19 protein-coding genes and 1 tRNA gene are annotated in these 17946 nt (G+C 52.7%); 12 read left to right on the top strand and 8 right to left on the bottom strand.

What is annotated here, in order from left to right; all coding sequences use genetic code 11:
- Positions 1-66 precede the first annotated feature (66 nt).
- A complete protein-coding gene (locus FTE26_RS19500; RefSeq protein ID WP_000665217.1) occupies positions 67-480 on the top strand; it encodes a CoA-binding protein in 414 nt (137 codons plus the stop codon).
- A gap of 44 nt (positions 481-524) precedes the next feature.
- Here the strand turns inward: FTE26_RS19500 and hspQ are convergent, their stop codons facing one another.
- Both hspQ and rlmI read right to left on the bottom strand, forming a co-directional pair.
- Positions 525-842, bottom strand: a complete 318-nt coding sequence (gene hspQ, locus FTE26_RS19495) for a heat shock protein HspQ (RefSeq protein ID WP_001295356.1) — start codon at positions 840-842, stop codon at positions 525-527.
- Between the two features lie 57 nt (positions 843-899).
- Positions 900-2090, bottom strand: coding sequence for a 23S rRNA (cytosine(1962)-C(5))-methyltransferase RlmI (rlmI, locus tag FTE26_RS19490; RefSeq protein WP_000116288.1), 1191 nt, complete (start codon positions 2088-2090; stop codon positions 900-902).
- 94 nt (positions 2091-2184) lie between these two features.
- Between rlmI and yccX the strand changes: the two genes are divergently transcribed.
- Complete coding sequence (gene yccX, locus FTE26_RS19485; RefSeq protein WP_000048234.1) at positions 2185-2463, top strand: acylphosphatase; 279 nt, start codon at positions 2185-2187, stop codon at positions 2461-2463.
- Here yccX and tusE read toward each other — a convergent pair.
- The 3 genes from tusE to FTE26_RS19470 form a co-directional block, all read right to left on the bottom strand.
- The gene (gene tusE, locus FTE26_RS19480; RefSeq protein WP_000904442.1) at positions 2460-2789 is read right to left on the bottom strand and encodes a sulfurtransferase TusE; all 330 of its coding nucleotides are present in this window, start codon (positions 2787-2789) and stop codon (positions 2460-2462) included. The two genes, yccX and tusE, sit on opposite strands and share 4 nt — an antisense overlap.
- Before the next feature lie 90 nt (positions 2790-2879).
- Positions 2880-3539, bottom strand: coding sequence for an FtsH protease modulator YccA (yccA, locus tag FTE26_RS19475; protein ID WP_000375136.1), 660 nt, complete (start codon positions 3537-3539; stop codon positions 2880-2882).
- A gap of 206 nt (positions 3540-3745) precedes the next feature.
- A tRNA-Ser gene (locus tag FTE26_RS19470) sits at positions 3746-3833 on the bottom strand.
- A 426-nt stretch (positions 3834-4259) separates the two neighbouring features.
- Here FTE26_RS19470 and hyaA point away from each other — a divergent pair.
- The 10 genes from hyaA to appA all read left to right on the top strand — a co-directional run bounded on the left by hyaA (position 4260) and on the right by appA (position 14036).
- Entirely contained in the window at positions 4260-5378 is a 1119-nt protein-coding gene (gene hyaA, locus FTE26_RS19465) for a hydrogenase 1 small subunit (protein WP_001058323.1), read from the top strand.
- Entirely contained in the window at positions 5375-7168 is a 1794-nt protein-coding gene (gene hyaB, locus FTE26_RS19460) for a Ni/Fe-hydrogenase large subunit (RefSeq protein WP_000107384.1), read from the top strand. The genes hyaA and hyaB overlap by 4 nt, the downstream gene beginning before the upstream one ends.
- 18 nt (positions 7169-7186) lie before the next feature.
- Positions 7187-7894, top strand: a complete 708-nt coding sequence (hyaC, locus tag FTE26_RS19455; protein WP_001186424.1) for a Ni/Fe-hydrogenase b-type cytochrome subunit — start codon at positions 7187-7189, stop codon at positions 7892-7894.
- Entirely contained in the window at positions 7891-8478 is a 588-nt protein-coding gene (gene hyaD, locus FTE26_RS19450) for a hydrogenase 1 maturation protease (protein ID WP_000003664.1), read from the top strand. Before hyaC ends, hyaD begins: the two co-directional genes overlap by 4 nt.
- Positions 8475-8873 (top strand): hydrogenase-1 operon protein HyaE, encoded by a 399-nt coding sequence (gene hyaE / locus FTE26_RS19445; RefSeq protein WP_000063972.1) that lies wholly within the window; start codon positions 8475-8477, stop codon positions 8871-8873. The genes hyaD and hyaE overlap by 4 nt, the downstream gene beginning before the upstream one ends.
- Positions 8870-9727 carry a hydrogenase expression/formation protein gene (locus FTE26_RS19440; RefSeq protein WP_000004899.1) on the top strand — a complete coding sequence of 286 codons (858 nt, stop codon included), beginning with the start codon at positions 8870-8872 and terminating at the stop codon, positions 9725-9727. Before hyaE ends, FTE26_RS19440 begins: the two co-directional genes overlap by 4 nt.
- Positions 9728-9860: 133 nt before the next feature.
- Positions 9861-11405: a cytochrome bd-II oxidase subunit 1 gene (appC, locus tag FTE26_RS19435; protein ID WP_000263563.1), complete on the top strand. Its 1545-nt coding sequence runs from the start codon at positions 9861-9863 to the stop codon at positions 11403-11405.
- An 11-nt stretch (positions 11406-11416) separates the two neighbouring features.
- Positions 11417-12553: a cytochrome d ubiquinol oxidase subunit II gene (appB, locus tag FTE26_RS19430; protein ID WP_000460803.1), complete on the top strand. Its 1137-nt coding sequence runs from the start codon at positions 11417-11419 to the stop codon at positions 12551-12553.
- Between the two features lie 12 nt (positions 12554-12565).
- Positions 12566-12658 (top strand): cytochrome bd-II oxidase subunit CbdX, encoded by a 93-nt coding sequence (cbdX, locus tag FTE26_RS19425; protein ID WP_000270305.1) that lies wholly within the window; start codon positions 12566-12568, stop codon positions 12656-12658.
- 79 nt (positions 12659-12737) lie between these two features.
- Complete coding sequence (appA, locus tag FTE26_RS19420) at positions 12738-14036, top strand: bifunctional acid phosphatase/4-phytase (protein WP_001297112.1); 1299 nt, start codon at positions 12738-12740, stop codon at positions 14034-14036.
- Between the two features lie 114 nt (positions 14037-14150).
- Here appA and etk read toward each other — a convergent pair whose 3' ends face one another.
- Genes etk through FTE26_RS19405 form a run of 3 tightly spaced genes read right to left on the bottom strand, consistent with a single transcriptional unit; the run spans position 14151 to position 17924 of the window.
- Complete coding sequence (gene etk, locus FTE26_RS19415) at positions 14151-16331, bottom strand: tyrosine-protein kinase (RefSeq protein WP_000208650.1); 2181 nt, start codon at positions 16329-16331, stop codon at positions 14151-14153.
- Positions 16332-16350: 19 nt separating this feature from the next.
- Positions 16351-16797, bottom strand: a complete 447-nt coding sequence (etp, locus tag FTE26_RS19410; protein WP_000057871.1) for a protein-tyrosine-phosphatase Etp — start codon at positions 16795-16797, stop codon at positions 16351-16353.
- Positions 16785-17924: a polysaccharide export protein gene (locus FTE26_RS19405; protein WP_001295357.1), complete on the bottom strand. Its 1140-nt coding sequence runs from the start codon at positions 17922-17924 to the stop codon at positions 16785-16787. The genes etp and FTE26_RS19405 overlap by 13 nt, the downstream gene beginning before the upstream one ends.
- Positions 17925-17946 lie beyond the last annotated feature (22 nt).

The following is a 17946-nucleotide window of genomic DNA, read 5'->3' as shown; positions in this document are numbered from 1 at the left end:
CGTATTAGCTGCATGGTTGGCATGTCGGCTTTGTCGTACACTTTGTTAAACAGTCTGGAGGAAATAATGAAAGAAACCGATATTGCAGGCATTTTAACGTCCACTCACACCATTGCGCTGGTGGGGGCAAGCGACAAACCCGATCGTCCCAGCTATCGCGTGATGAAATATCTACTCGACCAGGGGTATCACGTCATTCCGGTTTCGCCAAAAGTTGCCGGCAAAACGCTGCTGGGCCAGCAGGGGTATGGCACGCTGGCAGACGTTCCGGAAAAGGTCGATATGGTCGATGTTTTCCGTAATTCAGAAGCGGCGTGGGGCGTGGCACAGGAAGCTATTGCCATTGGCGCGAAAACCCTCTGGATGCAACTGGGGGTGATTAATGAGCAAGCGGCAGTACTGGCACGGGATGCCGGGTTAAATGTGGTGATGGATCGCTGCCCGGCTATTGAGATCCCTCGCCTGGGCCTGGCCAAATAAAAAATCCCCGGAAGGCAAAAACCTTCCGGGGATTCGTTCAGGGATTAGTTACGCAGACGCGGGGCCTGGAGTTGTTTGCGGATGGTCTGCGCCAGCTCATCCATGGATGGCTGTTCAGGATGTTCATCCTGCAATTCGCTACTTAGCTGGGCTTCAGCCAGGTAGGTATGAACCGGTAGGCCGTTATCGTCCTCCATCACCACGTGATACCACGGAGCGGCGCGAAGCTCGTCATTCACCGCCAGCTCATCAGGCGACGGTTCAGAGAGCGAATAAACCGGGTCGATATCCACGACCACTCCGAGATAACCTAACAGGGAATGGCGGACCTGCTGGCCGATACCGAATTTGCTGGCAATCATAGTCCCCTCCCGGGAAATCTTTACCTTTGATATAAGGGTAAAATTCCACATTTCAAGTTACATGACGCGACAGGCAAACCCTTTCAGATATAGCCCTTCCGGATAGGTAGCGATCACCGGATGATCGGCTGCCTGACGGAACTGCTCTATAAATTGTACATCACGGCCGGCATCAATTGCGGCATCCGCGATGATTTTCTGAAATAAATCGCTGGTCATCAGACCGGAACAGGAGAAAGTCAGGAGAATACCGCCTTCATTCAGCAACTGAATCGCCAGCATGTTGATATCTTTATAGCCACGACACGCGCCCATCAACTGGCTTTTATTCTCAACAAACTTCGGCGGGTCCATCACGATAACGTCAAATTTTTCACCGCGATCGCGATAAGTACGCAGCAATTTAAAGACATCATCACGGACAAACTCAGCCTTGCTCAGATCCAGTTTGTTCAGCTCAACGTTCTGCCGTGCAATATCCAGCGCTTCCTGGGAGGTATCAACGCTGACAACCTGGCTGCAACCGCCCATCAGTGCCGATACGGCGAAACCACCGGTATAGGAGAAACAGTTCAGCACACGTTTATTTTCAACGTAGCGGCGGGTAGCCAGGCGGCTGTCTCGCTGGTCCAGGTAGTAGCCCGTTTTGTGTCCGTGCTGAATATCCACCAGCAGCTTCATGCCGTGTTCTTCAATCGGCAGCAGGGCAGGCGGCAACTCGCCGGTGACGAGGCCCTGGGTCAGCTCCATCCCTTCTTTTTTACGTACCGCAACATCGCTGCGATCGTAAATCGCACATTCCGGGTACAGCGTTTGCAGGGCACTAATTAATGCCGCGCGCTGATATTCTGCCCCAGCACTCAGCAGTTGCAGCACCAGAAAATTACCGAAACGATCGATAGTAATACCCGGCAGGCCATCAGATTCTCCGGCGATTAAACGATAGCTGTCGAGGCCATCTTTTTGCGCCAGCCAGTCACGCCATTTTTGTGCTTGTTGCAAACGGCGGGAAAAAAAAGCAATGTCGATAGACTCAGACGGGTCAAACGTCCAGACGCGCGCCCGGATTTGCGAAGCTGGCGAATAAGCGCCGCGTGCTAACCATTTTCCCTGATGATCAACAATATCGATGGTTTCACCGAGGCTGGCTTTACCTTCCATGCGGGCAACGGCCCCGGAAAAGACCCACGGATGGCGACGAAGTAATGATTTTTCGCGCCCTTTGGCTAACACTAAACGTACACTCATAATTTACTTTTCTGTCGATGCAAAGAAATGGGCGTCATTGTCCGGAGTTTTCCATGGATTTGCAACGCGTCCATTAAGGATAAGGAGAGCAGCAATGTCGAAAGTCTGCATAATTGCCTGGGTTTACGGGCGAGTTCAGGGCGTAGGATTTCGCTACACCACGCAGTACGAAGCGAAAAAACTGGGCTTAACCGGGTACGCCAAAAATCTTGACGATGGCAGCGTGGAAGTGGTTGCCTGCGGTGAAGAAGGGCAGGTGGAAAAATTAATGCAGTGGTTAAAGAGTGGCGGCCCGCGTTCTGCGCGTGTGGAACGGGTGCTTAGCGAGCCGCATCATCCCTCGGGGGAATTAGCCGATTTTCGTATCCGTTAAATACATTTTACCGGTTTTGGCAGGCCAGCAATTTTGGTGGCTTGCTTAGCCGGACCTTTCGGAAACAGTCGATATAAATAGCGGCTGTTACCTTTTTCTTCGCCAAATTTATTCGCCATCGCTTTTACCAGCATACGAATCGCCGGAGAAGTATTGAATTCCAGATAGAAATCACGCACAAAACGCACCACTTCCCAGTGTTCTGGCGACAGCGAAATCCCTTCGTTCTCTGCAATCACCACAGCCAGCGGCTCACTCCACTGGCTGCTTTCTTTGAGATAGCCTTCGGTATCCGTTTCTATCTCTTTACCTTCGAAGATCAGCATAATTATTACTACCTTAATCAGACTGGCGGCAGTGTAACAAAAAACAAAGCCCCGCATAAAGCGAGGCTATGAAAGTGTTAGCGGGTGAGATTAATCGCGGCTAGCGAAGCCCAGAATACTCAGCAGGCTGACGAAGATGTTGTACAGCGAAACATACAGGCTAACCGTGGCACGAATATAGTTCGTCTCACCGCCATGAATGATGTTGCTGGTTTCAAACAAGATAGCGCCAGAGGAGATCAGAATGAAGACCGCGCTGATCGCCAGATGCAGAGCAGGCAGTTGCAGGAAGATATTAGCAACCATACCAATCAGCACCACCACAATACCCGCCATCAGCATACCGCCGAGGAACGACATATCTTTGCGGGTGGTCAGCACATATGCAGAGCAGCAGAAGAACACTAACGCCGTTCCGCCCAGTGCCATAGCGATTACGTCACCCATTCCGGCAGACAGATAGGTGTTCAGAATTGGTCCGAGGATATAACCCAGAAAACCGGTAAAGGCGAATGCGGAGATAATCCCGGTCGGCTTATTCGCCGTTTTATAGGTCAGGAACATCAAACCATACATACCCACCAGCGTCAGAATCAGACCCGGAGATGGCAGCATCAGCACCGTACTGGCAGTTGCGGTAATCGCCGAAAAGGCCAGCGTCAGGCTCAGCAGAAAATAGGTATTACGCAGCACCTTATGGGTGCTAAGCAGTGATGTACGGTCATGTGAAGAACTAACAATACGATCCATTGAGTCACTCTCTATGACAGATGTAATTAATTAAGCAGCATAATGATAATGCGTAAGGGCACCCAGAAGTTTTACCCATCTTTACGCATTTGATCTGGAACAGGTTTAACAGCGGATTATCAGGTCATTAAGCAAATATAACGCCCTGAGAATTTCGACAGGCAAAAGAAAAAGGGGTTAGCATTTAGCTAACCCCTTATCTTATTTGGCGGAAGCGCAGAGATTCGAACTCTGGAACCCTTTCGGGTCGCCGGTTTTCAAGACCGGTGCCTTCAACCGCTCGGCCACACTTCCGGAATGACGCGCACTATAAACATCCCGATGCGGCGTGTAAACCCCTAATTTGTTTGTTTGCCTGAAAAACAGCCAAAAGTGCATTGATAGCGTGAAATAACAGCAGATTGATCATTTCATCACCATGAATTCCTTCTCTTTTACTCGTTTAGCAACCGGCTAAACATCCCCACCGCCCGGCCAAAAGAAAAATAGGTCCATTTTTATCGCTAAAAGATAAATCCACACAGTTTGTATTGTTTTGTGCAAAAGTTTCACTACGCTTTATTAACAATACTTTCTGGCGACGTGTGCCAGTGCAGAAGGATGAGCTTTCGTTTTCAGCATCTCACGTGAAGCGATGGTTTGCCTTGCTACAGGGACGTCGCTTGCCGACCATAAGCGCCCGGTGTCCTGCCGGTGTCGCAAGGAGAAGAGACGTGCGATATGAATAACGAGGAAACATTTTACCAGGCCATGCGGCGTCAGGGCGTTACCCGGCGCAGCTTTCTCAAATATTGTAGTCTGGCTGCCACGTCGCTGGGATTAGGCGCGGGAATGGCACCAAAGATTGCCTGGGCGCTGGAGAACAAACCCCGCATTCCGGTGGTATGGATCCACGGTCTGGAATGCACCTGCTGTACCGAATCTTTTATCCGCTCCGCTCACCCACTGGCGAAGGACGTCATCCTTTCCCTGATTTCCCTCGATTATGACGATACTTTGATGGCTGCCGCCGGAACCCAGGCGGAAGAAGTCTTCGAAGACATCATCACGCAATACAATGGCAAATATATCCTCGCAGTAGAAGGTAATCCGCCGCTGGGCGAGCAGGGGATGTTCTGTATCAGCAGCGGTCGACCGTTTATTGAGAAACTCAAACGTGCCGCTGCCGGAGCCAGCGCGATTATCGCCTGGGGAACCTGCGCGTCCTGGGGCTGCGTGCAGGCCGCGCGGCCCAATCCGACGCAGGCAACGCCTATCGACAAAGTCATCACCGACAAACCCATTATCAAAGTACCTGGCTGCCCGCCGATCCCGGATGTGATGAGCGCCATCATTACTTACATGGTGACCTTTGATCGCTTGCCAGATGTCGACAGAATGGGCCGTCCGCTGATGTTCTATGGTCAGCGAATCCACGATAAATGCTATCGCCGCGCCCACTTCGACGCCGGAGAGTTCGTCCAGAGTTGGGATGATGACGCTGCCCGCAAAGGTTACTGCCTGTACAAAATGGGCTGCAAAGGGCCTACCACCTATAACGCCTGTTCCTCCACACGCTGGAATGATGGCGTTTCTTTCCCAATCCAGTCTGGTCACGGCTGCCTGGGCTGTGCGGAAAATGGTTTCTGGGATCGCGGTTCGTTCTACAGCCGCGTGGTCGATATTCCGCAAATGGGTACTCATTCCACCGCCGATACCGTCGGTTTAACCGCGCTTGGCGTGGTGGCAGCGGCTGTTGGTGTGCACGCAGTCGCCAGCGCCGTTGACCAGCGCAGACGTCATAACCAGCAACCTACAGAAACCGAACATCAGCCAGGCAATGAGGATAAACAGGCATGAGCACTCAGTACGAAACTCAGGGATACACCATCAATAATGCCGGACGCCGCCTGGTGGTCGACCCGATTACGCGCATCGAAGGCCACATGCGCTGCGAAGTGAATATTAACGATCAGAATGTGATCACCAATGCCGTCTCCTGCGGCACCATGTTTCGCGGGCTGGAGATCATCCTACAAGGGCGCGACCCGCGCGATGCGTGGGCGTTCGTTGAACGTATCTGCGGCGTCTGTACTGGCGTACACGCCCTGGCTTCGGTTTACGCCATCGAAGATGCTATCGGTATTAAAGTGCCGGACAACGCCAATATCATCCGCAACATTATGCTGGCAACGCTCTGGTGCCACGATCATCTGGTGCACTTCTATCAGCTTGCCGGGATGGACTGGATCGATGTGTTAGATGCGCTGAAAGCCGACCCGCGGAAAACCTCCGAACTGGCGCAAAGTCTCTCCTCTTGGCCGAAATCATCCCCTGGCTATTTCTTCGACGTACAAAACCGCCTGAAAAAATTTGTTGAAGGCGGGCAGTTGGGGATCTTCCGCAATGGCTACTGGGGGCACCCGCAGTACAAACTGCCGCCAGAAGCTAACCTGATGGGCTTTGCCCACTATCTCGAAGCTCTCGATTTCCAGCGTGAAATTGTCAAAATCCACGCGGTCTTTGGCGGTAAAAACCCGCATCCAAACTGGATTGTCGGCGGGATGCCTTGCGCCATCAACATTGACGAAAGCGGCGCGGTCGGGGCAGTCAATATGGAACGCCTGAACCTGGTGCAGTCAATTATCACCCGCACGGCGGACTTCATTAACAACGTGATGATCCCCGACGCCTTAGCCATCGGTCAGTTCAACAAACCGTGGAGCGAAATCGGCACTGGTCTTTCTGATAAATGCGTTCTCAGCTACGGCGCATTCCCGGATATTGCCAACGACTTTGGCGAGAAAAGTCTGCTGATGCCTGGCGGCGCGGTGATTAACGGCGACTTCAACAATGTGCTGCCAGTGGATTTGGTTGATCCGCAGCAGGTGCAGGAGTTTGTCGACCACGCCTGGTATCGATATCCCAACGATCAGGTCGGGCGTCATCCGTTCGATGGCATCACCGACCCGTGGTACAACCCCGGCGATGTCAAAGGCAGCGATACCAACATTCAGCAGCTGAATGAACAGGAACGCTACTCGTGGATCAAAGCGCCACGCTGGCGCGGTAACGCGATGGAAGTGGGGCCGCTGGCGCGCACGTTAATCGCTTATCACAAAGGCGATGCTGCGACCGTTGAGTCGGTCGATCGCATGATGTCGGCGTTGAACCTGCCGCTTTCCGGTATCCAGTCAACGTTAGGCCGCATTTTGTGCCGCGCGCACGAAGCGCAGTGGGCCGCAGGTAAGTTGCAGTATTTCTTCGACAAGCTGATGACCAACCTGAAAAACGGCAATCTCGCCACTGCTTCCACGGAAAAATGGGAACCTGCAACCTGGCCGACAGAGTGCCGTGGTGTCGGTTTTACCGAAGCGCCGCGCGGGGCGTTAGGCCACTGGGCCGCCATTCGCGATGGCAAGATTGATCTCTACCAGTGCGTGGTGCCGACCACCTGGAACGCCAGCCCGCGCGATCCCAAAGGGCAGATTGGCGCTTATGAAGCGGCGCTGATGAACACCAAAATGGCGATCCCCGAGCAACCGCTGGAGATCCTGCGTACTCTGCACAGCTTTGACCCGTGCCTCGCCTGTTCAACACACGTGCTGGGCGACGACGGTAGCGAGCTGATCTCCGTGCAGGTGCGTTAACAGCGAAGGAGAATCATCATGCAACAGAAAAGCGACAACGTTGTCAGCCACTATGTCTTTGAAGCGCCAGTCCGCATCTGGCACTGGTTGACGGTGTTATGCATGGCGGTGTTGATGGTCACCGGATACTTTATCGGCAAGCCGCTACCTTCCGTCAGCGGCGAGGCGACGTATCTGTTCTATATGGGCTACATCAGGTTAATTCACTTCAGCGCCGGGATGGTTTTTACCGTGGTTTTGCTGATGCGGATCTACTGGGCTTTTGTTGGCAATCGATACTCCCGCGAGCTGTTTATCGTGCCGGTATGGCGTAAAAGCTGGTGGCAGGGCGTGTGGTATGAAATCCGCTGGTATCTGTTTCTGGCAAAACGTCCGAGTGCCGATATAGGCCATAATCCCATCGCCCAGGCGGCGATGTTCGGCTATTTCCTGATGTCGGTCTTTATGATCATCACTGGTTTTGCGCTGTACAGCGAACACAGCCAGTACGCTATTTTTGCGCCGTTCCGTTATGTGGTGGAATTTTTCTACTGGACGGGTGGCAACTCAATGGACATTCACAGCTGGCATCGGCTGGGGATGTGGCTGATTGGCGCGTTTGTGATCGGTCATGTCTACATGGCGCTGCGTGAAGACATCATGTCCGACGACACGGTGATCTCCACCATGGTCAACGGCTACCGTAGCCACAAATTTGGCAAAATAAGTAACAAGGAGCGTTCATGAGCGAGCAACGCGTGGTGGTCATGGGGCTGGGCAACCTGCTGTGGGCCGATGAAGGCTTCGGCGTGCGGGTGGCGGAACGGCTGTATGCCCATTACCACTGGCCCGAGTATGTGGAGATTGTCGATGGCGGTACTCAGGGACTGAACTTGCTGGGGTATGTCGAAAGCGCCAGCCATCTGTTGATTCTCGATGCCATTGACTACGGGCTGGAACCTGGAACGCTGCGAACCTATGCCGGAGAACGCATTCCGGCTTATCTCAGCGCGAAGAAAATGAGCCTGCATCAGAACAGTTTCTCCGAAGTGCTGGCGCTGGCAGATATCCGCGGACATCTGCCAGCACATATTGCCCTCGTCGGTCTGCAACCCGCTATGCTCGACGACTACGGCGGCAGCCTGAGCGAACTGGCACGGGATCAACTGCCCGCTGCGGAACAATCGGCGTTGGCGCAACTGGCTGCGTGGGGAATTGTGCCGCAACCGGCTAATGAATCGCGCTGTCTCAATTATGACTGTCTGTCGATGGAAAATTACGAAGGCGTTCGCTTGCGCCAGTACCGGATGACACAGGAGGAGCAGGGATGAGCAACGACACGCCATTTGATGCGTTGTGGCAACGAATGCTGGCGCGCGGCTGGACGCCAGTCAGTGAATCCCGTCTTGACGACTGGCTTACGCAAGCGCCAGACGGCGTGCTGTTATTAAGCAGTGACCCGAAACGCACGCCAGAGGTCAGCGATAATCCGGTAATGATTGGCGAATTACTGCGCGAGTTTCCCGACTATACATGGCAGGTGGCGATTGCTGACCTTGAGCAGAGCGAAGCCATCGGCGATCGCTTTGGCGTCTTTCGCTTTCCTGCCACTTTAGTGTTTACCGGCGGAAACTATCGCGGCGTGCTGAATGGTATTCACCCGTGGGCGGAACTGATAAACCTGATGCGCGGGCTTGTCGAACCGCAGCAGGAGCGTGCCTCATGAGCGAAACATTTTTCCATCTGCTGGGGCCAGGAACGCAACCGAACGATGACAGTTTCAGCATGAATCCACTGCCGATCACCTGTCAGGTGAATGATGAACCGAGTATGGCGGCCCTGGAGCAATGTGCTCACAGCCCGCAGGTGATTGCGCTGTTAAACGAGTTACAACATCAACTAAGCGAACGCCAACCGCCGTTGGGCGAGGTGCTGGCAGTCGATCTGTTAAATCTCAACGCCGACGATCGTCACTTTATCAATACGCTTCTCGGGGAAGGGGAAGTGTCAGTGCGCATTCAGCAGGCTGACGACAGTGAAAGTGAAATACAGGAGGCGATCTTCTGCGGATTATGGCGGGTGCGCAGACGTCGCGGCGAAAAGTTGCTGGAGGACAAACTGGAGGCTGGCTGCGCGCCGCTGGCGTTGTGGCAGGCGGCAACGCAAAATCTCTTGCCGACAGATTCGCTGTTACCGCCGCCCATTGATGGCCTGATGAATGGCCTACCGTTGGCGCATGAGTTACTGGCACATGTACGTAACCCCGACGCGCAGCCGCACAGCATTAATCTGACGCAATTACCCATCAGCGAGGCTGATCGGCTTTTTCTCTCACGTCTCTGTGGGCCGGGAAATATTCAGATTCGTACCATTGGCTATGGCGAGAGCTATATCAACGCCACGGGGTTACGCCATGTCTGGCATTTACGCTGTACGGACACCTTAAAAGGCCCGTTACTGGAAAGTTATGAAATCTGCCCAATACCGGAAGTGGTGCTGGCAGCGCCAGAAGATTTGGTCGACTCTGCGCAGCGGCTTAGCGAGGTATGTCAGTGGCTGGCGGAAGCTGCACCGACGTAAAAAGACGGTAAGTATCGCTTTCAGTCTTATGAATATCGCAATCGGCGAATACCTCTGGTCGTAGAGTTTCAGGATAAAGAGGGAGATCTACCATTATCGGGTTATTTTTCTCTCTTCGCCTACAGGAGTGCGCATGTGGGATGTCATTGATTTATCGCGCTGGCAGTTTGCTCTGACCGCGCTGTATCACTTTTTATTTGTACCCCTTACCCTGGGGCTGATTTTTTTGCTGGCTATCATGGAAACCATTTACGTGGTCACCGGCAAAACAATCTACCGCGATATGACGCGCTTCTGGGGTAAGCTCTTCGGTATCAATTTTGCTCTTGGCGTGGCTACCGGCCTGACCATGGAGTTTCAGTTTGGTACTAACTGGTCATTCTATTCCAACTATGTGGGCGATATTTTTGGCGCACCACTGGCGATGGAAGCATTAATGGCCTTCTTCCTCGAATCCACCTTTGTCGGGCTGTTCTTCTTCGGCTGGCAACGGCTGAATAAATACCAGCACCTGCTGGTGACGTGGCTGGTGGCGTTCGGTTCAAATCTCTCTGCGTTGTGGATATTGAATGCCAACGGTTGGATGCAATACCCGACCGGTGCGCATTTTGATATCGACACCCTGCGTATGGAGATGACCAGCTTCAGCGAGCTGGTCTTTAACCCGGTCAGCCAGGTGAAATTTGTGCACACCGTAATGGCGGGCTACGTGACCGGGGCCATGTTTATTATGGCGATCAGCGCCTGGTATTTACTGCGCGGACGGGAGCGCGATGTCGCATTACGTTCGTTTGCCATCGGTTCCGTCTTCGGTACTCTGGCGATTATCGGTACCCTGCAACTCGGAGACAGTTCTGCGTATGAAGTCGCGCAAGTACAACCGGTAAAACTGGCGGCGATGGAAGGGGAGTGGCAAACGGAACCTGCACCTGCACCGTTCCATGTGGTTGCCTGGCCGGAACAGGATCAAGAGCGTAACGCCTTTGCCATCAAAATTCCCGCGCTGCTAGGGATCCTCGCCACTCACTCATTAGATAAACCCGTGCCGGGTCTGAAGAATTTGATGGCTGAAACCTACCCACGCTTGCAACGCGGACGTATGGCCTGGCTGTTAATGCAGGAAATATCGCAAGGCAATCGTGAGCCGCATGTGTTGCAGGCATTCCGGGAACTGGAAGGTGACCTGGGCTACGGCATGTTGCTCTCCCGCTATGCGCCGGATATGAATCATGTCACAGCCGCACAGTACCAGGCGGCGATGCGTGGCGCGATACCTCAGGTTGCGCCGGTATTCTGGAGTTTCCGCATCATGGTGGGCTGTGGTTCCCTGCTGCTACTGGTGATGCTGATTGCGCTTGTCCAGACGCTGCGTGGCAAAATCGACCAGCATCGCTGGGTGCTGAAAATGGCGCTCTGGAGTTTGCCGTTGCCGTGGATTGCGATTGAAGCCGGGTGGTTTATGACCGAGTTTGGTCGTCAGCCGTGGGCGATACAGGACATCTTACCGACATACTCCGCGCACTCCGCTTTAACCACAGGACAACTGGCTTTCTCACTGATCATGATCGTAGGGCTTTACACCCTGTTCTTAATCGCCGAAGTCTACCTGATGCAGAAATATGCCCGTCTGGGGCCGAGCGCGATGCAGAGTGAACAACCGACGCAGCAACAGGGGTAAAGGAGAAAATCATGTTTGATTATGAAACATTGCGCTTCATCTGGTGGCTGCTGATTGGCGTGATCCTGGTGGTCTTTATGATCTCCGACGGATTTGACATGGGGATCGGCTGTCTGCTGCCGCTGGTGGCGCGTAATGATGATGAACGCCGGATAGTGATAAACAGCGTTGGTGCACACTGGGAAGGCAACCAGGTCTGGTTGATCCTCGCTGGTGGGGCATTATTTGCCGCCTGGCCCAGAGTGTATGCAGCGGCGTTTTCCGGCTTTTATGTGGCGATGATCCTGGTGCTGTGCTCACTGTTCTTCCGCCCGCTGGCCTTTGATTATCGCGGAAAAATCGCCGATGCACGCTGGCGTAAAATGTGGGACGCCGGTCTGGTCATCGGCAGTCTGGTGCCGCCGGTAGTCTTCGGTATCGCCTTCGGCAACTTGTTGCTCGGCGTGCCGTTTGCCTTCACACCGCAATTACGCGTGGAGTATCTTGGCAGCTTCTGGCAACTGCTGACGCCATTCCCTTTATTGTGCGGATTGCTCAGCCTTGGGATGGTGATTTTGCAAGGTGGCGTCTGGTTACAACTGAAAACTGTTGGTGTGATTCATCTGCGTTCACAGCTGGCCACCAAACGCGCTGCACTGTTGGTGATGCTGTGCTTTTTGCTGGCGGGTTACTGGCTGTGGGTCGGTATTGATGGCTTTGTACTGCTCGCCCAGGATGCTAACGGTCCTTCCAATCCGTTAATGAAACTGGTGGCAGTGCTACCTGGTGCCTGGATGAATAATTTCGTCGAATCGCCCGTTTTGTGGATCTTCCCGCTGCTGGGGTTCTTCTGCCCATTGCTGACGGTGATGGCGATTTATCGTGGTCGCCCGGGTTGGGGATTTTTAATGGCGTCATTGATGCAATTTGGCGTGATTTTCACGGCAGGCATCACGCTGTTCCCCTTTGTCATGCCGTCAAGCGTGAGTCCAATCTCCAGCCTGACGTTGTGGGACAGCACTTCCAGTCAGCTGACGCTGAGCATTATGTTGGTAATCGTGCTGATATTTTTGCCCATTGTGTTGCTCTACACTCTCTGGAGCTACTACAAAATGTGGGGACGCATGACAACAGAAACTCTCCGCCGTAACGAAAACGAGTTGTACTAAGGAGCAGGAACAATGTGGTATTTACTTTGGTTCGTCGGCATTTTGTTGATGTGTTCGCTCTCCACCCTTGTGTTGGTATGGCTGGACCCGCGTCTGAAAAGTTAACGAACGTAGGCCTGATGCGGCGCATTAGCATCGCATCAGGCAATCAATAATGTCAGATATGAAAAGCGGAAACATATCGATGAAAGCGATCTTAATCCCATTTTTATCTCTTCTGATTCCGTTAACCCCGCAATCTGCATTCGCTCAGAGTGAGCCGGAGCTGAAGCTGGAAAGTGTGGTGATTGTCAGTCGTCATGGTGTGCGTGCTCCAACCAAGGCCACGCAACTGATGCAGGATGTCACCCCAGACGCATGGCCAACCTGGCCGGTAAAACTGGGTTGGCTGACACCGCGCGGTGGTGAGCTAATCGCCTATCTCGGACATTACCAACGCCAGCGTCTGGTAGCCGACGGATTGCTGGCGAAAAAGGGCTGCCCGCAGTCTGGTCAGGTCGCGATTATTGCTGATGTCGACGAGCGTACCCGTAAAACAGGCGAAGCCTTCGCCGCCGGGCTGGCACCTGACTGTGCAATAACCGTACATACCCAGGCAGATACGTCCAGTCCCGATCCGTTATTTAATCCTCTAAAAACTGGCGTTTGCCAACTGGATAACGCGAACGTGACTGACGCGATCCTCAGCAGGGCAGGAGGGTCAATTGCTGACTTTACCGGGCATCGGCAAACGGCGTTTCGCGAACTGGAACGGGTGCTTAATTTTCCGCAATCAAACTTGTGCCTTAAACGTGAGAAACAGGACGAAAGCTGTTCATTAACGCAGGCATTACCATCGGAACTCAAGGTGAGCGCCGACAATGTCTCATTAACCGGTGCGGTAAGCCTCGCATCAATGCTGACGGAGATATTTCTCCTGCAACAAGCACAGGGAATGCCGGAGCCGGGGTGGGGAAGGATCACCGATTCACACCAGTGGAACACCTTGCTAAGTTTGCATAACGCGCAATTTTATTTGCTACAACGCACGCCAGAGGTTGCCCGCAGCCGCGCCACCCCGTTATTGGATTTGATCATGGCAGCGTTGACGCCCCATCCACCGCAAAAACAGGCGTATGGTGTGACATTACCCACTTCAGTGCTGTTTATCGCCGGACACGATACTAATCTGGCAAATCTCGGCGGCGCACTGGAGCTCAACTGGACGCTTCCCGGTCAGCCGGATAACACGCCGCCAGGTGGTGAACTGGTGTTTGAACGCTGGCGTCGGCTAAGCGATAACAGCCAGTGGATTCAGGTTTCGCTGGTCTTCCAGACTTTACAGCAGATGCGTGATAAAACGCCGCTGTCATTAAATACGCCGCCCGGAGAGGTGAAACTGACCCTGGCAGGATGTGAAGAGCGAAATGCGCAGGGCATGTGTTCGTTGGCAGGTTTTACGCAAATCGTGAATGAAGCACGCATACCGGCGTGCAGTTTGTAATGCATAAAAAAGAGCATTCAGTTACCTGAATGCTCTGAGGCTGATGACAAACGAAGAACTGTCTAATGCGTAGACCGGAAAAGGCGTTCACGCCGCATCCGGCCACTTTCAGTTTTACTCTTTCTCGGAGTAACTATAACCGTAATAGTTATAGCCGTAACTGTAAGCGGTGCTGGCGCGTTTAATCACACCATTGAGGATAGCGCCTTTAATATTGACGCCTGCCTGTTCCAGACGCTGCATTGACAAACTCACCTCTTTGGCGGTGTTCAAGCCAAAACGCGCAACCAGCAGGCTGGTGCCAACAGAACGCCCCACGACCGCGGCATCACTCACCGCCAGCATCGGCGGCGTATCGACAATCACCAGATCGTAATGGTCGTTCGCCCATTCCAGTAATTGACGCATCCGATCGCGCATCAGCAGTTCAGACGGGTTAGGTGGCACCTGACCGCGAGTAATCACATCAAAGCCTCCTTTGCCAAAATGCTGGATCACTTTGTTGAGCTCATCTTTACCTGCCAGATATTCCGACAAGCCATGTTCATTACTCACGGTAAACAGGTTATGCGAATAACCACGGCGTAAGTCGGCATCAATAAATAACACTTTTTGATCGGACTGGGCGATCACCGCTGCCAGAGTTGAACTGACAAACGTTTTACCACTGTCTGGCGTCGCACCGGTGATCATCAGAATGTTATTCTCCGTCTCCATCATAGCGAAATGCAGACTGGTTCGTAGCGCACGTACGGCTTCCACAGCAGAATCCGCCGGGTTATCCACCGCCAGGAAGGGGATATTTTTAGTACGATGGCGCTGCTGATTAGAAAATAAATTTTTCTTACGCAGACGGGTGCGTTTATCCAGCCACTCGGACATTGGGATAGTGGCATAAACGCTGATGCCGTGCTCTTCCAGTTGTTCCGGGGCTTCTACACCACGACGCAACATCGCACGCGCCAGCACGGCACCCACAGAAATAAACAGGCCAAGAATAAAACCAAGCACCACATTCAACGCTTTTTTCGGTTTCACTGGCTGCGGCTGAGTGACTGCCGGGTCGATAATCCGCACGTTACCAATGGCACTGGATTTCGAAATACTCAACTCCTGCTGGCGGTTAAGTAATTGCAGATATACCGCACGGCCCGCTTCTACGTCACGACTTAAACGCAACACTTCCTGTTGGGTGGAAGGCATTGCCGATACCCGCTTATTCAGGCGTTTGCGTTCTTGCTCCAGCGTCTGGCGTTTTTCCAGCAGCGCACGATAAGTTGGGTGATCTTTCTTATACAGCTGGGAGATCTCTGCCTCGCGGAAGGTCAGCTCATTGAGTTGATTATCAACGTTCACAATCTGCTCAAGAACGGCTTTGGCTTCCAGGTTAAGGTCAACCGAATCGCGCTGCTGGCGATAAACGTTGAGTTTTTCTTCCGCCTGGTCCAGCTCGCTGCGCACTTCAGGTAACTGGCGCTGTAAGAATTCAAGGCTTTGTGAATCCTGCGCCGCCTGGCGAGCGATATTCTGTTGCAAATAGTTGTTAGCGATGCTGTTCAGAATACGAGTAATCAACTGGGGATCATCACCAGTCATGGTAAGTTCCAGCATCCCGCTTTCTTTACTGCGTTCGCTAACGGTAAAGGTTTCCTGCAATGCGTTAATCGCTTCCAGTTCGGTACGCTGGCTCAGGACAAACTGTGTTCCTGGTTTGGCCTTAATGTCCGCGATAGTCAGCGCAACGCCATCTTTTTCCAGACGCTGGCCGACCATACCATTGACGGTGAACTCTTCACCTTCCAGTGTATAGTGGCCGTTTTCCCCAACCGTGAGTGTCAGTTGCTGATCCTGACCATTCAGTTGTGGAATATGCATCCAGCTGATCGCCAGCTCACCTGGTTTTTCTTTGGTTAATCTCGCCCAGCCGCGACCCACAATCGGAAAATACTTCTGCTCAACTATGTCGCGCAGATTCAGTTCAGCAATGGTTTTACCGAGAATCATGCGCGATTGCAGCAGTTGGATCTCCGGTGCAGACTCGGGCGATGAGTTAGGGATCATATCGCTCAGGCCGCTGAGAATGGCGTTGCCCTGTTTTTGCTCAACCTGGACCAGAGTATCTGCCTGATAAATTGGTGTGCTTAACAGCGAGTAAGCGACAGCGATCAGCGTGAATAACGCGGTCACGCTGATAATAAACTTACGGTGATCCCATAACTCGCCGACCAGACGAAGCAGATCGATCTCATTTTCCTGAGTGCTGCCTGGTGGCGTATTCATATTTTTAGTTGTCATCGTATTTTATAAACTCAAATTACCGGCTGAGGCGCTTCGCCCATTCCTGACTGGCGCGCTCCAACATACCGTAGACATGTTCAAATGCGTCCTGACTTTTACGATAGGGATCCGGGATCTCTTTCTGTTCCAGCCATTGCCCAAACAGCATTGTCTTCCCGCGGACCTCGGGAGCAATTGCGGTAACCTGAGCAATATGTTCCGACTCCATTGCCAGAATCAGATCGTAATTTCGTGCCATCTCAGCAGTGAGCTTACGTCCGGCATGTCCTTCAAGAGATACGCCATGATTAGCGGCAACATCTGCCGCTGTCGCATCTGCAGGGTGTTTTACCAGACCATGAACACCTGCCGATTTGACTTTTACGCCCGGCAGACGTTTACGCAGCAAGCGCTCGCCAATGGGCGAACGGCAAATGTTGCCGGTACAAACCACCAGGATTGAGTTAAATTTTAGTTGGGCCATGTTTGAATCCACCGTGAAGTCTCTGTCAGGTCATGCACCCCGGAAATCGTCGGTACCAGCAGAGAAATCACACGGTTCCAACGAGCCAGCGGCGCGGTAGTGACATAAACAATGTCGTAAGGTTCAAGCTGGAATTCCGTTCCGAGTATCATTGCCGATGCGTCCTTCGCATTCAGCTGATAAATATTGGCGATTTTGCCATTCTGCTTGTTTTGCGTTGCACGAATAACAAAAATCCCCGTCGCATCAGCGACATCCTGATTCATACCCTCAGCGTTACCCAGCGCTTCCGCCAGGGTCATACCGCTGCGGTCCATTTTCAGCGTGCTCTGTTTACCCACTTCACCCATCACGAAGACTTTCAGATCATCGTTGCGCGGAATAAATAAAATATCGCCCGGGTGCAGCAGTTTGTTCTGGCGCAAGTCGCCACGCTGCATCAGCGCATAGAGGTTCACTTTGGTCTTTACGCCATTCTGGGTGAGCACCACGTTGCGCCAGTCTGCATCTGCGGTCAGACCGCCCGCGGCGTTAATCGCATCCATGATGGTCAGAGGAATATTGGTAATCGGCTGCTGACCCGATTTGCTGACTTCGCCGGTGACGTACGCTTTTTGCGATCGGAACGCCGCGACGCTGACATCGACTTGCGGGCTTTCAATGACTGAATCGAGACGCGCTGTAATCTCGTTGCGTACCTGGGTAAGTGTTTTCCCGGCCACTTTCAGGCGACCAATATAGGGGTAGAAAATCGCACCATCGGCGTTAACCCAGTTGCCGGTATCACTGGCGCTACGGTATTGCCCTGCGGGGGTGGTTAGTTCCGGGTGATCCCAGACCGTAACCATCAACACATCACCAATCCCGATACGATATTCATAGTTTGCGATTTGCTGCTCCAGCTCCGGGTTAGCCTGCGACATAATCGGTTTGGCGCGCAACTGATCAATCAATCCTGGCGTGACGGGATAGATATTGACCATTTTGTCCAGGTCATACTGATTGTCAGGTAGTTCAATGACATCCTTGTTACTGGTCGATAAATTCTGACCAGGAACAAGGGTACATGCTGTCAAAGACAGAACAGCCAATGTCAGTACCGAAAACTTAAAAATGTTCTTTTTCATTGGTTTATATTTATCAGTCAAT

This window comes from Escherichia sp. S10b, from assembly GCF_028421345.1.
Taxonomy (GTDB): Bacteria; Pseudomonadota; Gammaproteobacteria; order Enterobacterales; family Enterobacteriaceae; genus ECMA0423.
This window is presented reverse-complemented; position numbering and strand designations above follow the sequence as displayed.